16 protein-coding genes are annotated in these 16908 nt (G+C 62.9%); 9 read left to right on the forward strand and 7 right to left on the reverse strand.

Annotation, left to right across the window (positions count from 1 at the left end):
• Nucleotides 1–79: 79 nt before the first annotated feature.
• Nucleotides 80–1486 (forward strand): saccharopine dehydrogenase C-terminal domain-containing protein, encoded by a 1407-nt coding sequence (locus tag AC1M7R_RS21580; RefSeq protein WP_072430432.1) that lies wholly within the window; start codon nt 80–82, stop codon nt 1484–1486.
• Here the strand turns inward: AC1M7R_RS21580 and AC1M7R_RS21585 are convergent.
• Nucleotides 1473–1877 carry a YkvA family protein gene (locus AC1M7R_RS21585; protein ID WP_072394285.1) on the reverse strand — a complete coding sequence of 135 codons (405 nt, stop codon included), beginning with the start codon at nt 1875–1877 and terminating at the stop codon, nt 1473–1475. The two genes, AC1M7R_RS21580 and AC1M7R_RS21585, sit on opposite strands and share 14 nt — an antisense overlap.
• Before the next feature lie 167 nt (nt 1878–2044).
• Between AC1M7R_RS21585 and AC1M7R_RS21590 the strand changes: the two genes are divergently transcribed.
• Nucleotides 2045–3064 carry a hypothetical protein gene (locus AC1M7R_RS21590; protein WP_072394795.1) on the forward strand — a complete coding sequence of 340 codons (1020 nt, stop codon included), beginning with the start codon at nt 2045–2047 and terminating at the stop codon, nt 3062–3064.
• A gap of 9 nt (nt 3065–3073) precedes the next feature.
• On the opposite strand, the gene AC1M7R_RS21595 is transcribed toward AC1M7R_RS21590, so the two are convergent.
• Nucleotides 3074–3268, reverse strand: a complete 195-nt coding sequence (locus tag AC1M7R_RS21595) for a hypothetical protein (RefSeq protein WP_072430434.1) — start codon at nt 3266–3268, stop codon at nt 3074–3076.
• A 143-nt stretch (nt 3269–3411) separates the two neighbouring features.
• On the opposite strand from AC1M7R_RS21595, the gene glsB reads away from it, so the two are divergent.
• Nucleotides 3412–4320, forward strand: a complete 909-nt coding sequence (gene glsB / locus AC1M7R_RS21600; protein WP_072394292.1) for a glutaminase B — start codon at nt 3412–3414, stop codon at nt 4318–4320.
• A 60-nt stretch (nt 4321–4380) separates the two neighbouring features.
• Here the strand turns inward: glsB and AC1M7R_RS21605 are convergent, their stop codons facing one another.
• Complete coding sequence (locus AC1M7R_RS21605) at nt 4381–4710, reverse strand: hypothetical protein (protein ID WP_072394295.1); 330 nt, start codon at nt 4708–4710, stop codon at nt 4381–4383.
• Between the two features lie 684 nt (nt 4711–5394).
• Complete coding sequence (locus AC1M7R_RS21610) at nt 5395–7341, reverse strand: DNA topoisomerase III (RefSeq protein ID WP_123595814.1); 1947 nt, start codon at nt 7339–7341, stop codon at nt 5395–5397.
• A gap of 237 nt (nt 7342–7578) precedes the next feature.
• On the opposite strand from AC1M7R_RS21610, the gene AC1M7R_RS21615 reads away from it, so the two are divergent.
• Nucleotides 7579–7986: a response regulator gene (locus tag AC1M7R_RS21615; RefSeq protein WP_072394301.1), complete on the forward strand. Its 408-nt coding sequence runs from the start codon at nt 7579–7581 to the stop codon at nt 7984–7986.
• 42 nt (nt 7987–8028) lie between these two features.
• Here AC1M7R_RS21615 and AC1M7R_RS21620 read toward each other — a convergent pair whose 3' ends face one another.
• Entirely contained in the window at nt 8029–9651 is a 1623-nt protein-coding gene (locus AC1M7R_RS21620) for an MFS transporter (protein WP_490609905.1), read from the reverse strand.
• A 120-nt stretch (nt 9652–9771) separates the two neighbouring features.
• Nucleotides 9772–11415, reverse strand: coding sequence for a GMC family oxidoreductase (locus AC1M7R_RS21625; protein ID WP_072394306.1), 1644 nt, complete (start codon nt 11413–11415; stop codon nt 9772–9774).
• A gap of 130 nt (nt 11416–11545) precedes the next feature.
• Between AC1M7R_RS21625 and AC1M7R_RS21630 the strand changes: the two genes are divergently transcribed.
• The 5 genes from AC1M7R_RS21630 (at nt 11546) to AC1M7R_RS21650 (ending at nt 15771) form a co-directional block, all read left to right on the forward strand.
• Nucleotides 11546–12430 (forward strand): LysR family transcriptional regulator, encoded by an 885-nt coding sequence (locus tag AC1M7R_RS21630; protein WP_072430437.1) that lies wholly within the window; start codon nt 11546–11548, stop codon nt 12428–12430.
• 56 nt (nt 12431–12486) lie between these two features.
• A complete protein-coding gene (locus AC1M7R_RS21635) occupies nt 12487–12546 on the forward strand; it encodes a hypothetical protein (RefSeq protein ID WP_442961967.1) in 60 nt (19 codons plus the stop codon).
• A gap of 156 nt (nt 12547–12702) precedes the next feature.
• Nucleotides 12703–13074 (forward strand): c-type cytochrome, encoded by a 372-nt coding sequence (locus AC1M7R_RS21640; RefSeq protein ID WP_072430438.1) that lies wholly within the window; start codon nt 12703–12705, stop codon nt 13072–13074.
• A 19-nt stretch (nt 13075–13093) separates the two neighbouring features.
• Nucleotides 13094–14488 (forward strand): D-arabinono-1,4-lactone oxidase, encoded by a 1395-nt coding sequence (locus AC1M7R_RS21645; RefSeq protein WP_072430439.1) that lies wholly within the window; start codon nt 13094–13096, stop codon nt 14486–14488.
• A gap of 26 nt (nt 14489–14514) precedes the next feature.
• Nucleotides 14515–15771 (forward strand): DSD1 family PLP-dependent enzyme, encoded by a 1257-nt coding sequence (locus AC1M7R_RS21650; protein ID WP_231991148.1) that lies wholly within the window; start codon nt 14515–14517, stop codon nt 15769–15771.
• Nucleotides 15772–15890: 119 nt separating this feature from the next.
• Here the strand turns inward: AC1M7R_RS21650 and AC1M7R_RS21655 are convergent, their stop codons facing one another.
• Entirely contained in the window at nt 15891–16835 is a 945-nt protein-coding gene (locus tag AC1M7R_RS21655) for a SphA family protein (RefSeq protein WP_072394320.1), read from the reverse strand.
• Nucleotides 16836–16908 lie beyond the last annotated feature (73 nt).

The following is a 16908-nucleotide window of genomic DNA, read 5'->3' on the forward strand; positions in this document are numbered from 1 at the left end:
ACTGTCGAGACTGACAGTAGCCAGGACGCCATGACCGGTATTTCATGGCCTCTGTATCCGTATCTTCGGGGGGCAGCGCATGGAACATCAGGTCCCGTTCAGCGGACATCTGATTGTCATCGGCTTCGGCACGATCGCCCGGGCCACCCTGCCATTGTTGTTGGGGCAGGAGCTCATTGCGATCAAGCGCTTCACCGTGGTCGCGCCAGTGATCGACCACAACATCTGGTTCAAGGAGCGGGGGATTCGCTTTGTCCGCAAGGCACTGACCGAGCACACTTTTGCCCAGGTCCTTGACCGTGTCGTCAGGCCCGGCGATTTCATCGTCAACCTGTCCGTGGAAGTCAGCTCCCTGGCGCTGATCGCGTATGCCTTCGACAAGCGTGCGATGTACCTCGATACCTGTGTCGAACCTTGGGCAGGCGGCTATAACGATCCACGCCTGGATCTTTCGCGTCGTACCAACTACGCGTTGCGGCACGAGGTGCTGACGTTGCGCAAGAAGCTGGGCCGGGGTCCGACGGCGGTGGTGGCCCATGGGGCCAATCCTGGCTTGATCACGCACCTGCTCAAGGCCGGGCTGGTGGAACTGGCGCTGCAATTGAACCACCCGCTGTCGCAGAACCGCGCCGGCGTGGATTGGGCACGGTTGTGCATGGAAACGGGCATCAAGGTCATCCATTTCGCCGAGCGCGACACCCAGTGTTCGCACCGGATCAAGCAGGACGATGAGTTCGTCAACACCTGGTCGGTGGAAGGGTTCATCAGTGAGGGCAGCCAACCGGCGGAGCTGGGGTGGGGCACCCACGAGCGAACCTGGCCGGCGTCCGCCAGGCGTCATCGCTTCGGCGCGCGCAATGCCATTTACCTTGAACGTCCCAGCGCCAGCGTGCCGGTCAAGACCTGGACCCCCTTGGGCGGAGCGTGCCTGGGACTGATGATCACCCATCACGAAACCGCGTCCACCGCCGACCTGCTGACGGTGAAAGAGCGCCAGACCCTCGTCTATCGGCCCACCCTGCATTACGCCTACCACCCCTGCAACGATGCGTTGTTGTCCATTCATGAGCTCATTGGGCGGGGGTGGCAGACCCAGGGTTCGGAGCGCATTCTCAACGGTGAAATCGAGAGCGGTGGCGTCGATGCGTTGGGCGTGCTGCTCATGGGGCATGAGCTGAATGCCTACTGGTTCGGCTCGATGCTGAGCGTCGACGAAGCCAGGGCGCTGGTGCCCTTCAACAACGCCACCACCCTGCAGGTGGCCGCCGGGGTCCTGGCGGGCGTCGTCTGGGCGGTGGAGCATCCGGCGCGGGGCATCGTCGAGCCGGAACAGATGGATTACGAACGGGTGCTGGAAGTGGCCAGGCCCTACCTGGGCACCCTGGTCGGCAAGCGCACCGACTGGACGCCCAGCGGCACTCCCTGCCAGGCTTCAGGAGAAGGGGCGGCGGAGGCTTGGCAGTTCGAGCATTTCACTCGCCTGTGAGGGAGCCGCGCACCAGCCACCAGCCGCTTGCCAGTGCGGCGATCCAGCACAGCACGATCACCACGGCGGCGATCCGGTTCACCGGGCGCTGGCCCTGGTTTTTCTCCCATTGGCGGGCCCTGGCTGCACATTCGGCCAGCACAGCCGGCGGCATCAGGCGAAGGGCCAGCCAGATACCCAGCGGCAGCAGGATCACGTCGTCCAGATAACCCAGGATAGGGATGAAGTCCGGAATCAGGTCGATGGGGCTCAGGGCGTAGGCCACCACGATGACTGCGATGGTCCTGGGGAGCCACGGCGTCTGTCCATGGCGATAGCAGAACCACAGTGTCAGGGTCTGGCGCTTCAGGGCCCTGGCCCATTGGCGAAGTCGTGCTGAAGGCGATGTCATGGCGGCCGGTCGTGGTGCGAGTCGATCCGACAAGGGTAATCGCAAACCGGGCAGGGTGCCTGTAGCCGCGACGGGATCGGGGAGCTGGCCCTGATGACGCGTTGCCCCAGGCATCCAGGGCTTTCCTATACTCAATGCCAGGGTGACCTGAATCCGGGGTGCCGATCGTGCTGCATTCGCTGATGCTGGCCGTGTTGATCATTCTGGCGGGGTGCGCCACGCCGCAGCGCGGTCAACAGGTGGACTCGGTGGCGGTGGCCCAGGACACCTGGCGCCAGGTGGACCGACAGATCGTCGCCGCCTCCGGGACCGCGATCGAACAGGCCGAACGCTATGCCCGTGGATCGATGGAACATTGGCGGATGCTGGTCTACGAGCGGACCGAGGCCGAGTTCATCCCCTGGTTCAGCAGCTACTGGACCCAGGAATGGTTGGCGGTGAAGGTCAGCTGGTATGCCGCCAGCGCCCAAGACGAGGAGGATTCCGCGTCCAGGCGCCTGGCGGTCTATCTGCAGACGCAGTATCGCGAACGGGTGCTGGAACCCGTCGCTGTGGAGATCGATCCCGAAGCGATCCGGGCCAACGCGACGAGTTATTACGTGAGCCTGCTCAACCAGCAGGTCCAGGTGATCGCTCAGAGCCATCGGATCCCGCTGGAACTGATGAACCGGCGCCTGCACGGTATTCCCGCGGTCAACCTGGGCCCCCCGGCGGCGCGCAATGCTTCGCTGTACCAGATGGTCCATACCAACCCGCTCAATACCCTGCCGGCCTACGCGGCCCTGATCGATCACGTCAATAAGGCCGCCGCCACGGGAAACGGTCCCTCGGACGCGGTGATCGCTACGGTGGCACAACGCACCAGTGAAAAGATCGAAGCGCAGTTCGCCACTCGAGGGGCGACCGGTGCGGCCGCGGCCGTGGCCGGAAAGGCGGCGGGGGCATTGATTTCCGTAGGGGTGGCCGGCATTCGCGCGATCATCCACGAAGGCGAGCGGCCGGAAATGCAAGCGCATATCCGCAAGAGCCTGAGCGCCGCGTTCGACGAAGCCTGGTTCAAATCACTCAAGCATCCCCTCAGCGGGGTGCTGGCGCCGGTGTATTACCTGGATGAGGAAATCAGGGGCAGCCTGATGGAAGCGGAGCTGGCGAACCGGCCGGTGGTGCTGCCGCAACTCGAGCCATGACCGGCGGGGTCAGTCCGTCCCGAGGGTGACGCGGCAACCCTTGCGGTGGCGTATCTGTTCGTCCGTGGGCCGCTCCTTGATGAATTCGAAGCGCGGTTCGCCTTCGCTATAGATCACCAGCCAGCCCCATTCCAGCTCGCTTTCGTCCTGGCCGGGCTTGGGTGGCGACGCCCACCAGGGTTCTTTCTGCATGATCTGACGCATCGTGTACTCCTGCAGGTTGATCCTTCACTATAGACCGCCCGATCGAGCGGCCGATTCAAGGCCGGTGTGCTCTGATCCCGCTTGTCGACGTCTAGGGTCTGTATCCCCGCACTCGAACGGGGAATGACTGGACCCCCGCACCCATGCAAGCATTGTTGAACGAGATCCTCGATGCGGTTCGCCCCCTGATCGGTCAGGGCAAGGTGGCCGACTACATTCCGGCCCTGGGCACCGTGCCTGCCAATCAATTGGGCATTGCCGTGTATGGCAACGATGGCGAGATGTATTGCGCAGGCGACGCCGAAACGCCGTTTTCGGTGCAGAGTATTTCCAAGGTTTTCAGCCTGGTGCAGGCCATCCAGCACTCCGGCGAAGCGATCTGGGAACGTCTGGGTCATGAGCCGTCCGGCCAGCCGTTCAATTCCCTGGTGCAGCTGGAGTTCGAACGGGGCCGCCCACGCAACCCGTTCATCAACGCCGGTGCCCTGGTGATCTGCGACATCAACCAGTCGCGGTTTGCCGCCCCGGCCTTGTCGATGCGCGACTTCGTACGGCGCCTGTCAGGCAATCCCAATGTGATGGTGGATGGCAAGGTCGCCGAATCGGAATACCAGCATCGCGCCCGCAACGCGGCGATGGCCTACCTGATGCAATCGTTCGGCAATTTCCATAACGACGTGGAGGCAGTGCTGCGCAGCTATTTCAGTCATTGTGCGTTGCGGATGAACTGCATCGACCTGGCCCGGGCGTTCTGTTTCCTGGCCAATGACGGCTTCTGCAAGCACAGTGGCGAGCAGATCCTCAGCGCCCGCCAGACCCAGCAGGTCAACTCCATCATGGCCACCAGCGGGCTGTACGACGAAGCCGGGAATTTTGCCTACCGCGTCGGTCTGCCGGGCAAGAGCGGGGTGGGCGGTGGGATCGTGGCGGTGGTGCCAGGGCGTTTCACCGTGTGCGTCTGGTCCCCCGAACTCAATGTCGCCGGCAACTCCCTGGCCGGCATGGCGGCGCTGGAGCTGCTCAGCCAGCGGATCGGCTGGTCGGTGTTCTAGGGTTTGTACGAAAAAGGGCCCGTTTCAGATAGAAACGGGCCCTTTTTTATTCAGCTGCGATCAGTAGAGGCGGTCGATGACCTGGACCTGCGAAGTATTCTGCACCGCCTGCCAGGCCTGGGTCAGCGTTTGCAGCACGCGACCGATGTAGTCCTTGTCGGCTGCGGCCTTCTTGCCGACGTAGCCTTGTCCGCGGCGGTACATCTTCAACCGGGCACACAGGTCTTGCGTGTTCTTTTCGAACTCGTCTTCCTGGGTGTACGGCGACAGGCAATCCATATGCACCTGGCCAGTCTTGCTGATCCACAGGATATGGCTGTCGAGGGTGTCCTTGTGTGCAGCGAACATGCGAGCCAGTTCATCAATAGATGGTTGATTGTTCAGATTCATGTGTAAGCCCCTTGACCATTTGGTTGATCTGTCTGGTGGTTCGCAAAAACTTCGCTATTCGGTAACTCAGGTACCGAAACCAGGCCGTCAGCGTCCTTGCGTCGAACTTCGGCGGCGGCGCGGAACGGCTGTGTAGTGCTATCGAAGGGCTGCTACGCAAATGCGCTACAACGAAGAGAAACAGCGAAGAACCTGTCAGGCATCGTCAACTTTCGAGGGTCGACCCGCGCGTCATGAGGATCTTCGCCAGCGTTTCTCGTCCTTGTTTCCGGACGGTCATGCCAGGTCAGCACCTTCAATCTGCCTTGTGGGCAGTCCCTTATCCAAAAAACAGCTCGGCGGTCAGACGAGCTTGCTCAAACGGTTACCTGTACTCCCGATCGGGGAGACGTCTGCATCATGCAAGGGCAAATCGACGTCGTCAACGGTTTTGTAGTGATTATTTTTGGTCACTACATATTGTCGGACAAAACGGTTTGGCTATGAAAAATGACTGGCAGCACGGCTGTGTTTTCTGTGGCGCGGGCATTCATCCCGCTGGGGCGCGAAGCGGCCCGAATGGTGGGTGAGGTTATCTGATACACGCAGGCAGCTGGATTGGGGTTGCTTTGCAACCCGGCGGGGAATAGATCCCCTCGTGGCAGGTTCGGTGTCTGGCAGGGCACCCGATTGACTCCGACAGGCTCAGGTCGCCTTGGCTTTTGTCGCTTTGCGCGCCGCGCCGGCGGCCTTGCGCTTGGCCGTCTTGCGTTTGTTTTTCCATGGCGCTGCGCCACGACCGGCGGGGCTGGCCGGACCGCTGATGGCCAGGCTCATGCCCTGGCAGCGAGCGATGTGCTTGCTCATCCAGGCGGCCTGGCGGGTGACGAATTCTTCCAGGCTCATTTCCCCGCTCTGCACCATGTCCAGTGCCTGTTCCCAGATGGCGGTGGTGCCTGGGTCGGCAATGGCGCGGGGCACGGCGTCGATCAGGCTGAAGGCCGCCGGGGTGGCGGACAATGCCTTGCCGTTCTTGACCAGGTAGCCACGGTCGAGCAGGCCCTGGATGATCGAGGCCCGGGTCGCTTCGGTACCGATGCCGGTGGTGTCCTTGAGTTTCTGCTTGAGCAGCGGATCGTCCACCAGCCTGGCGACGTTTTTCATGGCCTTGATCAGGTCGCCCTCGGTGAACGGCTTGGGCGGCTGGGTCCACAGGTCCTTGAGCGTCACTTGCTCCACGGCGCAATCATGGCCTTCGATCAAGGCCGGCAGGGTTTGCGGTGCCGGGGCTTCCCGGCCTCGTGCAGGAGCCAGGGCCTCGGGCAGGGCACGTTTCCAGCCGGGCTCGACGATCTGCTTGCCCACGGCGCGCAATGCCTGGCCGGCGCAATCGAAATCGGCCTGGGTGCGGTCGTATTCATGGTTGGGCAGGAACTGCGCCAGGTAGCGCGCGCGAACCAGCGTATAGACGGCGCGCTGCTTGCCAGCGAGCTTGTCGAGGTTCTTCGCGGCAGCGGTGGGAATGATGCCGTGGTGGGCGCTGACCTTGGCATCGTTCCAGGCCCGGGACCTGCGTTGCGGTTGCAGGTGCTCGCGCAGTGGCGCGAGACCCGGGTCGGCCTGGGCGAGGGCGGCCAGGATGGCCGGTGCTTCGCTGTGCTGGCTCAAGGGCAGGTAGCCGCAATCGCTGCGAGGATAGGTGATGAGCTTGTAGGTTTCGTAGAGGGCCTGGGCGATGTCCAGGGTTTCCTGGGCGCCGAGGCCGAGCTTCTTCGAACAGACTTCCTGGAGGGTGCCCAGGTCGAATGGCAGCGGTGCCGCTTCGCGCAGGCGTTCGGTGCGCACCTGGGTCACCAGGGCGGTGTCGGCATTGTCCATGGCATGGGCGGCATCGCGGGCGATGGCCTGGTTCAGGCATCGCTCCTGGTCGTCGCAGGCAGCCGCATCGGCGCGCCACTGAGCGGTGAACACGGTGCCGGCATGACGCAGTTGCACGTCGATGGCCCAATAGGCCACCGGTACGAAATCGGCGATGCTGCGGTCGCGATCCACCACCAGTCGCAGGGTGGGCGTCTGCACGCGCCCCACCGGCAACACGCCCTGATAGCCGGACTGGCGTCCCAGCAAGGTGAACAGGCGACTCATGTTCATGCCGATCAGCCAGTCGGCCCGGGAGCGGCCCAGCGCCGAATGATACAGGTTGAAGGTTTCGGCCCCCGGCTTGAGGGCAGCCAGGGCCTTGCGGATCGAGGCTTCGTCCAGGGCCGATAGCCACAGGCGCTTGATCGGCCCGCGATAGCGGCAATGCTCCACCAGTTCCCGGGCGATCATCTCGCCTTCCCGGTCGGCGTCGGTGGCGATCACCAGTTCACTGGCTTCAGCCAGCAAGCGCTTGACCGCCTTGAACTGGCTCGCGGTCTTCGGCTTGACGGTCATTTTCCATTGCCCCGGCACGATGGGCAGGTCGGCCAGCACCCAGCGCTTGTAGCGGGCATCGTAGGCATCGGGCGGGGCGGTCTCCAGCAGGTGGCCGATGCACCAGGTCACGGTGATGCCCGTACCCAGCCAGCAGCCATCGCCGCGTCGCCTGGCGCCGAGCACGGCGGCGATGTCCTTGGCCTGGGATGGTTTCTCACAGAGGTACAGCTGCATGTCGCCCTTTTCCGAACAGTTCTGCTGGGAGCTGTAGCATGGTCAGGGATTGCTCCGGGGGCAAGTTTTATCTGTATGCATATACAGATAAAACGTTGCGCTGCGTTGCAAAAGAGCGTCTGGCACGACGTTCAGCGGCCCATTCGCAAGCAGAATGAATTTATGTGAAAGGTGCAGTTCATAACTTGCAGAGCGGTTAAAACCGCAAAAAAACCGACGGCAGGGAGAGTCAATCACATGAATTCGATGCCAAACGGCAACGGACAGGCGACCACACGTTTGATTCTTGTTGTTGAAGATGATCCGACGATCCTGGAGTTCCTGTGCGAAATACTGGAGGACGAAGGGTTTGTGGTGGAGCCTCGGGAAAGCGCCGATTCGGCGTTGACGTTTCTTGAGCAGAGTGCCGACTACGTGGACCTGCTGCTCACCGATATCACCATGCCCGGCACGATCGACGGCGCGGACCTGGCCAACCTGACCGGGGACCGCTGGCCGCAGATTCCGCTGCTGATCATGTCGGGCTACGAAACGCCGGAAAGTGCCGGGATCAAGCACCACGCCTCCTTCATCGCCAAGCCCTGGGCCCTGGGGCAGATGCTGGACCTGGTGGAAAGCACGGTGAAGAATCGCCAGGTCCACTGATGGACGGCGAGGGGCCTGGCCCCCCGCCACGGGACGCTGTCTTCAGTTTTTATCCAGGTCCACGTTTCTGGTTTCCCGCAGGCAGAGCATGCCCACCACCAGGCTGACCCCGGTGATCACCACCGGGTACCACAGCCCATAGAAGATATCGCCGGTATAGACCACCAGGGCGAACGACACGGTGGGCAGGAAGCCGCCGAACCAGCCGTTGCCGATGTGGTAGGGCAGCGACATGGAGGTGTAGCGGATACGGGTGGGAAACAGTTCGACCATCAGCGCCGCCAACGGGCCGTAGCACATCGCTGAAATGATGATCAGCGCCACGATCAGCACCACGATCATGGTCCGGTTGATCTGCTGGGCATCGGCTTGTTGTGGGTAGCCTGCCAGGGTCACCGCTGCCCGCAGCGCGGACTCGTCGAAGCCTTCGAGTTTCACGTCGCCGACGCTGACCTGCACGTTGCTGCCGGCCGGCGCCGACACGCTGCTGTAGGGCAGCCCCTGCTTGACCAGGAACGTCTTGACCTTGTCGCAGGGGCTGTCGAAGCGCGCCTTGCCCACCGGGTCGAATTGAAAGGTACAGGTCGCCGGGTCGGCCACCACCGTGATCGGCGCCTGGCGGCTCGCCAGGTCGATGGCCGGGTTGGCGTAGTGGGCCAGGGTCTTGAAAATCGGGAAATACAGTGCCGTGGCCAGGAGCAGGCCGACCATCAGCACGGGCTTGCGCCCGACCTTGTCCGACAGCCAGCCGAAGAAGATGAAGAATGGTGCGCCGATCACCACGCTGACGATCAGCAGGCTGTTGGCCAGGGCCGGGTCCATCTTCAGGAACTGGGTCAGGAAGAACAGCACGTAGAACTGCGCCGCGTAGAAGGTGACTGCTTGCCCGGCGTTGATGCTGAACAGGGCGATCAGCACCACCTTGAGGTTTTCCCATTTGCCGAAGGACTCACGGATGGGGGCCTTGCAGCACTTGCCTTCCTCTTTCATTTTCAGGAATGCCGGCGACTCATGCAGGCTCAGGCGGATCCAGGTGGAAATGCCCAGCAGCACGATCGACAGCAGGAACGGAATGCGCCAGCCCCAGACCTCGAACTGGTCGCCAGTGAAATAACGGCAGACCAGCACCACCAGCAAGGAAAGCAACAGACCGAGGGTGGCCGTGGACTGGATCCAGCTGGTGTGGAAGCCGCGCTTGCCTATGGGGGCGTGCTCGGCGACATAAGTGGCCGCCCCGCCATATTCACCGCCCAGGGCCAGGCCCTGCAGCATGCGCAACACCACCAGGATGATCGGCGCGGCGATGCCGATGCTGGCGTAGTTGGGCAACAGGCCGACACAGAAGGTCGCCACGCCCATGAGGACGATGGTGGCCAGGAAGGTGTACTTGCGTCCGATCATGTCCCCCAGTCGCCCGAACACCAAGGCACCGAACGGCCGCACGATGAAACCGGCGGCGAATGCCATCAGGGCGAAGATGAATGCCGTGGTGTCGTTGACGCCGGCGAAGAACTGCTTGCTGATCACCGCCGCGAGGGCGCCGTAGAGGAAAAAGTCGTACCACTCGAACACCGTCCCCAGGGACGAGGCGAAGATGACCTTCTGGGTTTCCTGGCTGGTGCCGACGCTGCGCGTGGCTTCCAGGGGCTGAACATGCTCAGACATATCGGTATCCCTCACAGTGATTGTTTTTGTTGTTCCACTGTCGACGCCGGGTTGGCGTCTCCTGCTTTGACACACCTTCTTGGATCGACTCACCCCGCTGGTTGGAGAGTGACCTGTTCTTCAGGCCGTGACAGGTTCTTCTTGGGTGCTGATGTTCCTCGTGGCCGGGTTGAGCATCATCTGCGCCGCCTTCTCGGCGATCATCAGGGTCGGCGAGCAGGTGTTGCCCGAGGTGATGCGCGGCATGATCGAGGCGTCGGCGACGCGCAGTCCGGCGATGCCATGAACCTGCAGCTGTGCATCCACCACCGCGTCCTGGTCATGGCCCATGCGGCAGGTACCCACTGGATGGAAGATCGTCGTGCCGATACGGGCGGCGGCCTGGTGCAGTTCTTCTTCCGTCTGCAGGTTGGGCCCCGGCAGATATTCCTTGGGTTTGAAGCCTTGCAGGGCAGGGGCGGCGACGATGCGGCGGGTCAGGCGAATGGCGTCGGCGGCGACCCGCAGGTCTTGCGGGTGGCTCAGGTAGTTGGGTTGGATCACCGGGGCTTCGCGCGGGTCGGCCGAACGGATATCCACCCGACCACGGCTTTGCGGGCGCAGGTCGCAGACCGAAGCGGTGAAGGCCGGGAACGTGTGCAGCGGCTCCCCGAAACGCTCCAGGGACAACGGTTGAACGTGGTATTCGAGGTTGGCCGAGGTCTGTTCCGGCCCTGAACGGGCAAACGCGCCCAATTGGCTGGGAGCCATGGACAAGGGACCGCTGCGGTCATAGAGATAGCGCAGGCCCATGCCCATCTTGCCCCACAACGTGCCGGCGATCTGGTTCAGGGTGCGGGCGTTTTCCAGCTGATAGATCAACCGCAGTTGCAGGTGATCCTGCAGGTTGCCACCCACGCCGGGCAGTTCATGGACCACGCCGATGCCCAGCCGCTGCAACAGGTTGCGCGGGCCGATCCCCGAGCGTTGCAGAATCGCCGGAGAGCCCACGGCGCCAGCGCACAGCACGATTTCCCGGCGCGCCTTGTAATTCATGCCCTTGCCCTGCCAGCGGGCGCTGACGGCATGGGCCCGCCCGTCGCGAAGCAGTACGCGGTCGACTTCCACTTCGGTCAGTACCGTGAGGTTGGAGCGCTGACGCACTGGCTTGAGAAAGGCCTTGGCGGCGTTCCAGCGGACCCCGGCCTTCTGGTTGACCTGGAAATAACCGCAGCCCTCATTGTCGCCGCCATTGAAGTCGTCGAGGTTGGGGATGCCGCTCTGTTCGGCGGCGGTGCGGAAGGCGTCGAGGATCGGCCAGGACAGGCGCTGGCGTTCGACCCGCCACTCACCGGCGGCGCCGTGCAGTTCGGAGTCGCCGGCGAAGTGGTTTTCGCTCTGCCGAAACAGCGGCAGCACATCTTTCCAGGCCCAGCCGCTATTGCCTTCGGCGGCCCAGCCATCGTAGTCCGCCGCCTGGCCACGCATGTAGATCATGCCGTTGATGGAGGAGCAGCCCCCCAGCACCTTGCCTCTTGGATAGCTCAGGGCGCGTCCTTGCAGGCCGGGTTGGGCTTCGGTCTTGAAGCACCAGTCGGTGCGCGGGTTGCCAATGCAGAACAGATAACCCACGGGGATGTGGATCCAGGGGTAGTTGTCGCGCGCGCCGGCTTCGAGCAGCAGCACACGGTGTTGCGGGTTGGCCGAGAGTCGGTTGGCCAGCAGGCATCCGGCGGGGCCGGCGCCCACGATCACGTAATCGTATTCATCGACGACAGGTTGCATCCGCGACCTCATTTTTTGTTCTTGTAGGTCCCATCCTAGTTGTTAGTTTTCGTTAAAAGAATGTTAGTTTTTAAGCAGTGGCTGTGCGTTTATAGACAGCAGCTGCGCACAATCGAGACCTGGAGCGTTCATGTTCGACTGGAATGACCTGCGCTACTTCCTGGAGCTGCAACGCAGCGGCCGCCTGCTGACGGCGGCGCGACGCCTGAATACCACCCACGCGACGGTGGCCCGGCATATCGAGGCCATCGAGAAGAGCCTGGGCACCGCGCTGTTCGTCCAGCACGCCCAGGGGTATGAACTGACCCCGGCCGGCGAGACGTTGCTCAAGCACGCCGAGGCCATGGAGAACGTGGCATTACTGGCCCAGGAGGACATCACCCAGTCCAGCGCGCCCCTGGGCAAGATCCGCCTGGGGGTGACCGAAGGGCTGGGCATCATGTTCCTGGCCAGTCGCATGGACAGCCTGTTCCAGCGGTACCCGGGGCTGGAGGTGGAGCTGGTGGCGGTGCCGCGGTTCGTCAGCATTCTCAACCGCGAAGCGGAAATCAGTATCCACCTCGAACGGCCGGCGGCCGATCTGCTGGTGACCCGCAAGCTCACCGACTACAGCCTGGCGCTGTACGCCAGCCAGGCCTACCTGGATCGCTCGCCGCCGCTGCGCAGTCGCGAAGACCTGGGGCGTCATGCCTGGATCGGTTATGTCGACGACCTGCTGTTCAGCCAGGAGCTGATGTTCCTCAACAGCTTCTGCCGCAACCCTCGGGTGGTGTTCCACAGCACCAGCGTCATCGCCCAGCAACAGGCCGCGCGTTCGGGGCTCGGTATCGCGGTGCTGCCGTGCTACATGGCCAGCGACGATCCGATGCTGGTGCCCTTGCTGCCCGACGAAACCATCCGCCGCAGCTACTGGATCAGCACCCGTCGCGAACTGCACAAGTCCGTGCGCCTGCGGGTGCTGTGGGATTACGTGGTGCAGCTGTGCGAGCGCGAGCAAGGGCTGCTGCTGCCCTGACCAGGCAGTACCTGTGGCGAGTGGATTGATCCCGCTGGGCTGCGCAGCAGTTCAAAATGTCTACCTGCAACGCCAAGGCGACACATCGGGGACGCTACGCGCCCCAACGAAGATGAATACCCTTGCCACAGTAATCGAGTCTCCAGCGCTGGCCGCCCAAGTCCCTTTTGTGGCCCCCAATGACCTCAAGCCGACACGCCGACCTGCCTTAGTGTGGGAGCCGCCAGACCCACAACAAGAAAGGCGCGATCCTTGCGCCGCAAGAGGGCCTTATGTCGGCAAGAACATCTTTATCGCTGCTCAACGTCGCCTCCATCGCGCTGTTCGGCGCTCTGCTCGCCGGGTGCGGCGAAGAAGCCCGGCCACCCGCGCCCACGACCTTCTCGGCCATGCCCGCCGACGCGACGCTGGCGCAGATCTACGACAGCAGTTGCAAGGTCTGCCATGCCAATCCCGGCGCCGGAGCTCCCCTGACCGGTGACACCCAGGCCTGGGCCCCTCGTGTGGCCCAGGGCGCCGATACCCTGCTGGATCACGCGATCAACGGCTACAACGGCATGCCGCCGATGGGGCTGTGCATGCACTGTTCCGAAGAGCAGTTCCTGGCCCTGATCGCCTTCATGTCCGGCCAACAATTCCAATGACCAGAACGGGTGCCACGGCATGACGATGGATTTTTCACGGCGTCGCTTGCTGCAGCAGGCCGGCGTCGTCGCAGCCTTCACGGCCCTGGGCAGCCAGGGCGCACTGGCGGACCTGATACGGGCCCCGCGCCTGATCCCCTGGCGCAACTGGTCCGGGGCACAGAGCTGCCTGCCGGCGGCGCGCCTGGCGCCCAAGGACCTCGATGAGCTGGTGCAGCTGGTGAAACGGGCCGAGGGGCGGATTCGTCCGGTGGGCTCCGGCCACTCCTTCAGCGCGCTGGTGCCCACCGATGGGACCCTGCTGTCGCTGAGCCATTTCAGCGGCCTGCTGGATCATGACGCCGCCAGCCTGCAGGCCGAGTTCGGCGGCGGTACGCCCATGTCCCGCATGGGGCCGGCACTCAAGGCCGTCGGCCAGGCGCTGTTGAACATGGCGGACGTGGACTACCAGACCCTGGCAGGGGCGATTGCCACCTCGACCCACGGCACCGGCAAGGCCTTTGGCTCGTATGCGTCCCAGGTGGTGGGCCTGCAACTGGTGACGGCCCGTGGCGAGGTGCTCGATTGCGATGCCAGGCGCCATCCCGACGTGTTCCAGGCGGCCCGGGTATCCCTTGGCGCACTGGGGCTGGTCACCCGGGTGCGCCTGCAGAATCGTGCCGCGTATCGGCTGCGCGAGCGCCAATGGGTGGCCAGGACCGAAGAGTTGTTGGAAGACGTGCCTACCAATACCCGCGACAACCAGCACTGGGAAATGCAGGTGGTGACTCATTCCGACTATGCGCTGTCGATTGCCCTGAACGAAACCACCGACCCGGCCACGCCGCCCGTCAGCCCCGAAGAGGAGGGCGGCAATGAGTTCGTTACCCTGATCGAGAAGCTCGACAAGTATGGCAGCGACTTTCCGGCCACCCGCCGGACCCTGCTCAACAGCCTGCGGCTGGTGGCCGACTTCGACGACCGGGTGGGCGATTCCTATGACATCTATGCCAATGCCCGTACCGTGCGCTTCAACGAAATGGAATATTCGGTGCCGGCCGAACACGGCCCGGCGTGTCTGCGGGAGATCCTCGCGCTGATTCGCGACAAGGACCTGCGCACCTGGTTTCCCATCGAATACCGTTACGTGAAGGCCGACGACATTGCCTTGAGCATGTTCGAAGGCCGCGACAGTTGTTCGATCTCGGTGCATCAGCATTACCAGATGGATCACCACAATTTCTTCGCCGCCATCGAGCCGATCTTCTGGAAATACCAGGGGCGTCCGCACTGGGGAAAATTGCATTCTCTCAACGCCAGGACGCTCCAGGCGCTATACCCGCGCTGGAATGAATTCGCTCAGGTGCGCCAGGCCCTGGACCCCGATGGGAAGTTTCTCAACGGGCATCTTTCATCGATTCTGGGGGTGAGCTGATGAGCTTCAATCGCCGTGGTTTCCTCATGGGTACGCTGGGCACCGGGGTGTTGCTGGCCGGTGTCGGGGCCTGGCTACGGCCGACGGATCGTGGCGGCGCCTACAGCGATTATTTCCGCCAGTTGAACCGCGAGCTCAAGGACCGCGGCCCGATGCGGCCGGTCATGCTGATCGACCTGGATCGACTCGATCACAACATCGATGTGGTCAAGGCGTCGGTCCGGCGTGCCGGCAAGCAGTTGCGGCTGGTGGAGAAATCCCTGCCGGCCCCCGGGTTGCTGGAATACATCGGTCGGCGCGCCGAAACCCGACGATTGATGTCGTTCCATCAGCCGTTTCTCAACCACGACGCGCAGCAGTTCCCCGAGGCCGATATTCTTCTGGGCAAACCCCTGCCGGTGCGTTCCGTCGAGTTGTTCTACCAGCTTCACAAGGGCGCGTTCGATCCTTCGCGCCAGTTGCAATGGTTGCTGGACACTCCCGAACGTCTCGAGCAATACCGGGGCCTGGCCCAGGGGCTTGGTACGCGCATGCGCATCAATATTGAATTGGACGTGGGCCTGCATCGGGGCGGGGTGAGGGATGAAGCCTCCCTGGACGCGATGCTCAAGCTGATCCGTGCCCACCCGCAACAGCTGGAGTTCGCCGGGTTCATGGGCTACGACCCGTTCGTGGGCATGGGCGTGCCCGAGTGGGTGGCCAGCCCGCAGACGCTGTTGGCCCGGGTCATGGCGATCTACCAGGCACGGGTGGATTTCGTTCGTTTGCGCTATCCCGACCTCTGGCATCCACGCCTGACACTCAACACCGCCGGCAGCCCCAGCTACCGCTTGCATGAACGGGAGAACCTGAGCACCGAAGTGTCGGTGGGCACGGCCATGCTCAAGCCCAGTCATTACGATTTGCCGTCACTGACCGATCACGTGCCGGCAGCCTATATCGCCACGCCGGTACTCAAGCGCACCGGTGCGGTGAACATCCCGGCGCTGGATGACAAGTCGCGGATTCTTGCCTGGTGGGACGTGAACCAGCGCGCCACGTTTTTCATCTACGGCGGTAACTGGATGGCCGACCTCGAATCGCCACCTGGCTTGAAGAGCAACAGCCTCTATGGCCGCAGCTCGAACCAGGAAATGGTCAACGGTTCCGAAACGGTTGGGTTGGGGCTGGAAGACCAGGTGTTCCTCAGGCCGACCCAGACCGAGTCGGTGCTGCTGCAATTCGGCGACCTGCTGGCGGTGCGCGGGGGACGGATCGTCGAGAGCTGGCCGGTCTATGCCTGACAGCGCAGCTTGTTGTGAAGCGAGCCGGCTGGCGACCAGCCCGGAACATTCTTGTGTTCACGCACTGGTCGACTCGCTGTGGCGAGCGGGCAGATCCCAGCGGCGGTGACCGACGACAATCAAAGCTCGAACGGAATGCTGATCTTGGCCCAGAGCATCTCGCCTTCGGGTCGGTTTTGCACGTCGAACTCCTTGGCCCAGCGGATCTCGGCGCTGGCGTACTTGAGAAAGGTCAGGTGCAGCGCCGGGCCGATGGCGAATACCTGGCCGCGCACCCCATCGTCCACGTCCTGTCCGGCGAACTGCACGGTGCGCCCGTACTGTTTGTCGTCGGTGGTCTGCTTGAGGTAATAGCCGTTGAGCCCTAACCGCAGGTTATCGGTCAAAAGGTAACTGACGGAATAATCGAAGTGGAAGATCTGCCCCGAGCGGTAGTCGGTGTCCTTGTTCTCACGATTGAAGCTGTAGGTGGTCTTCATCGACACCTCGGTTCTCTCCGTGGGCAGCCAGGTGAAGGAGAACAGCGGCTTGTAGGTGTAGAAGTTGGTGCTGGTGTTGGCCAGGCGATCCGGGCTGTATTCGCCGGTCGGCACAGTGATTTCCACCGCGGCGGCCAAGGTCAGGTTCTTGCCCATGTCCCACAGCACGATGGGGGAAATGGTGGTATCGCCCATGCTTTCCCGGGTGTCCTGCAGGCCGAACACCGAGACTTCCTGCTTGAGCCAGGGCTGGGCGACATAGATCCCGAACCGTCCGCCTGCCACCCGTAGCGGGCTCAGGTAGTCGATACGCGGCACCACCGCCGTGGATTCGATCTCCACATCGGGGACTTCGCCGCCCAATGAGCTGATGTTGAATTTCCGGGCCTTGTAGTGGTTGTAGTACAGGTTGAACGCGAACATGTGGTCGGGAAGGTTGTCGACGTCCAGCGGCAACACGAAAAAACCATCGGTGCCGGTGCCGATGTTATCGACGCCGGTCTCAGTGGCCTGGGCCGGGAGGGCGCTGGCGCAGGCCAGGCCCAGGGTCATTTGCAAGGCGAATCGCGTGCGGATCGGGTTCATGGGCGAGCTCGTTATTATTGTTGGGGTGCACCGAAAGTCCGAGCCATAGAAATAAGCCGTTCGTCATCGAGAG

This window comes from Pseudomonas sp. MS01C9, assembly GCF_058202755.1.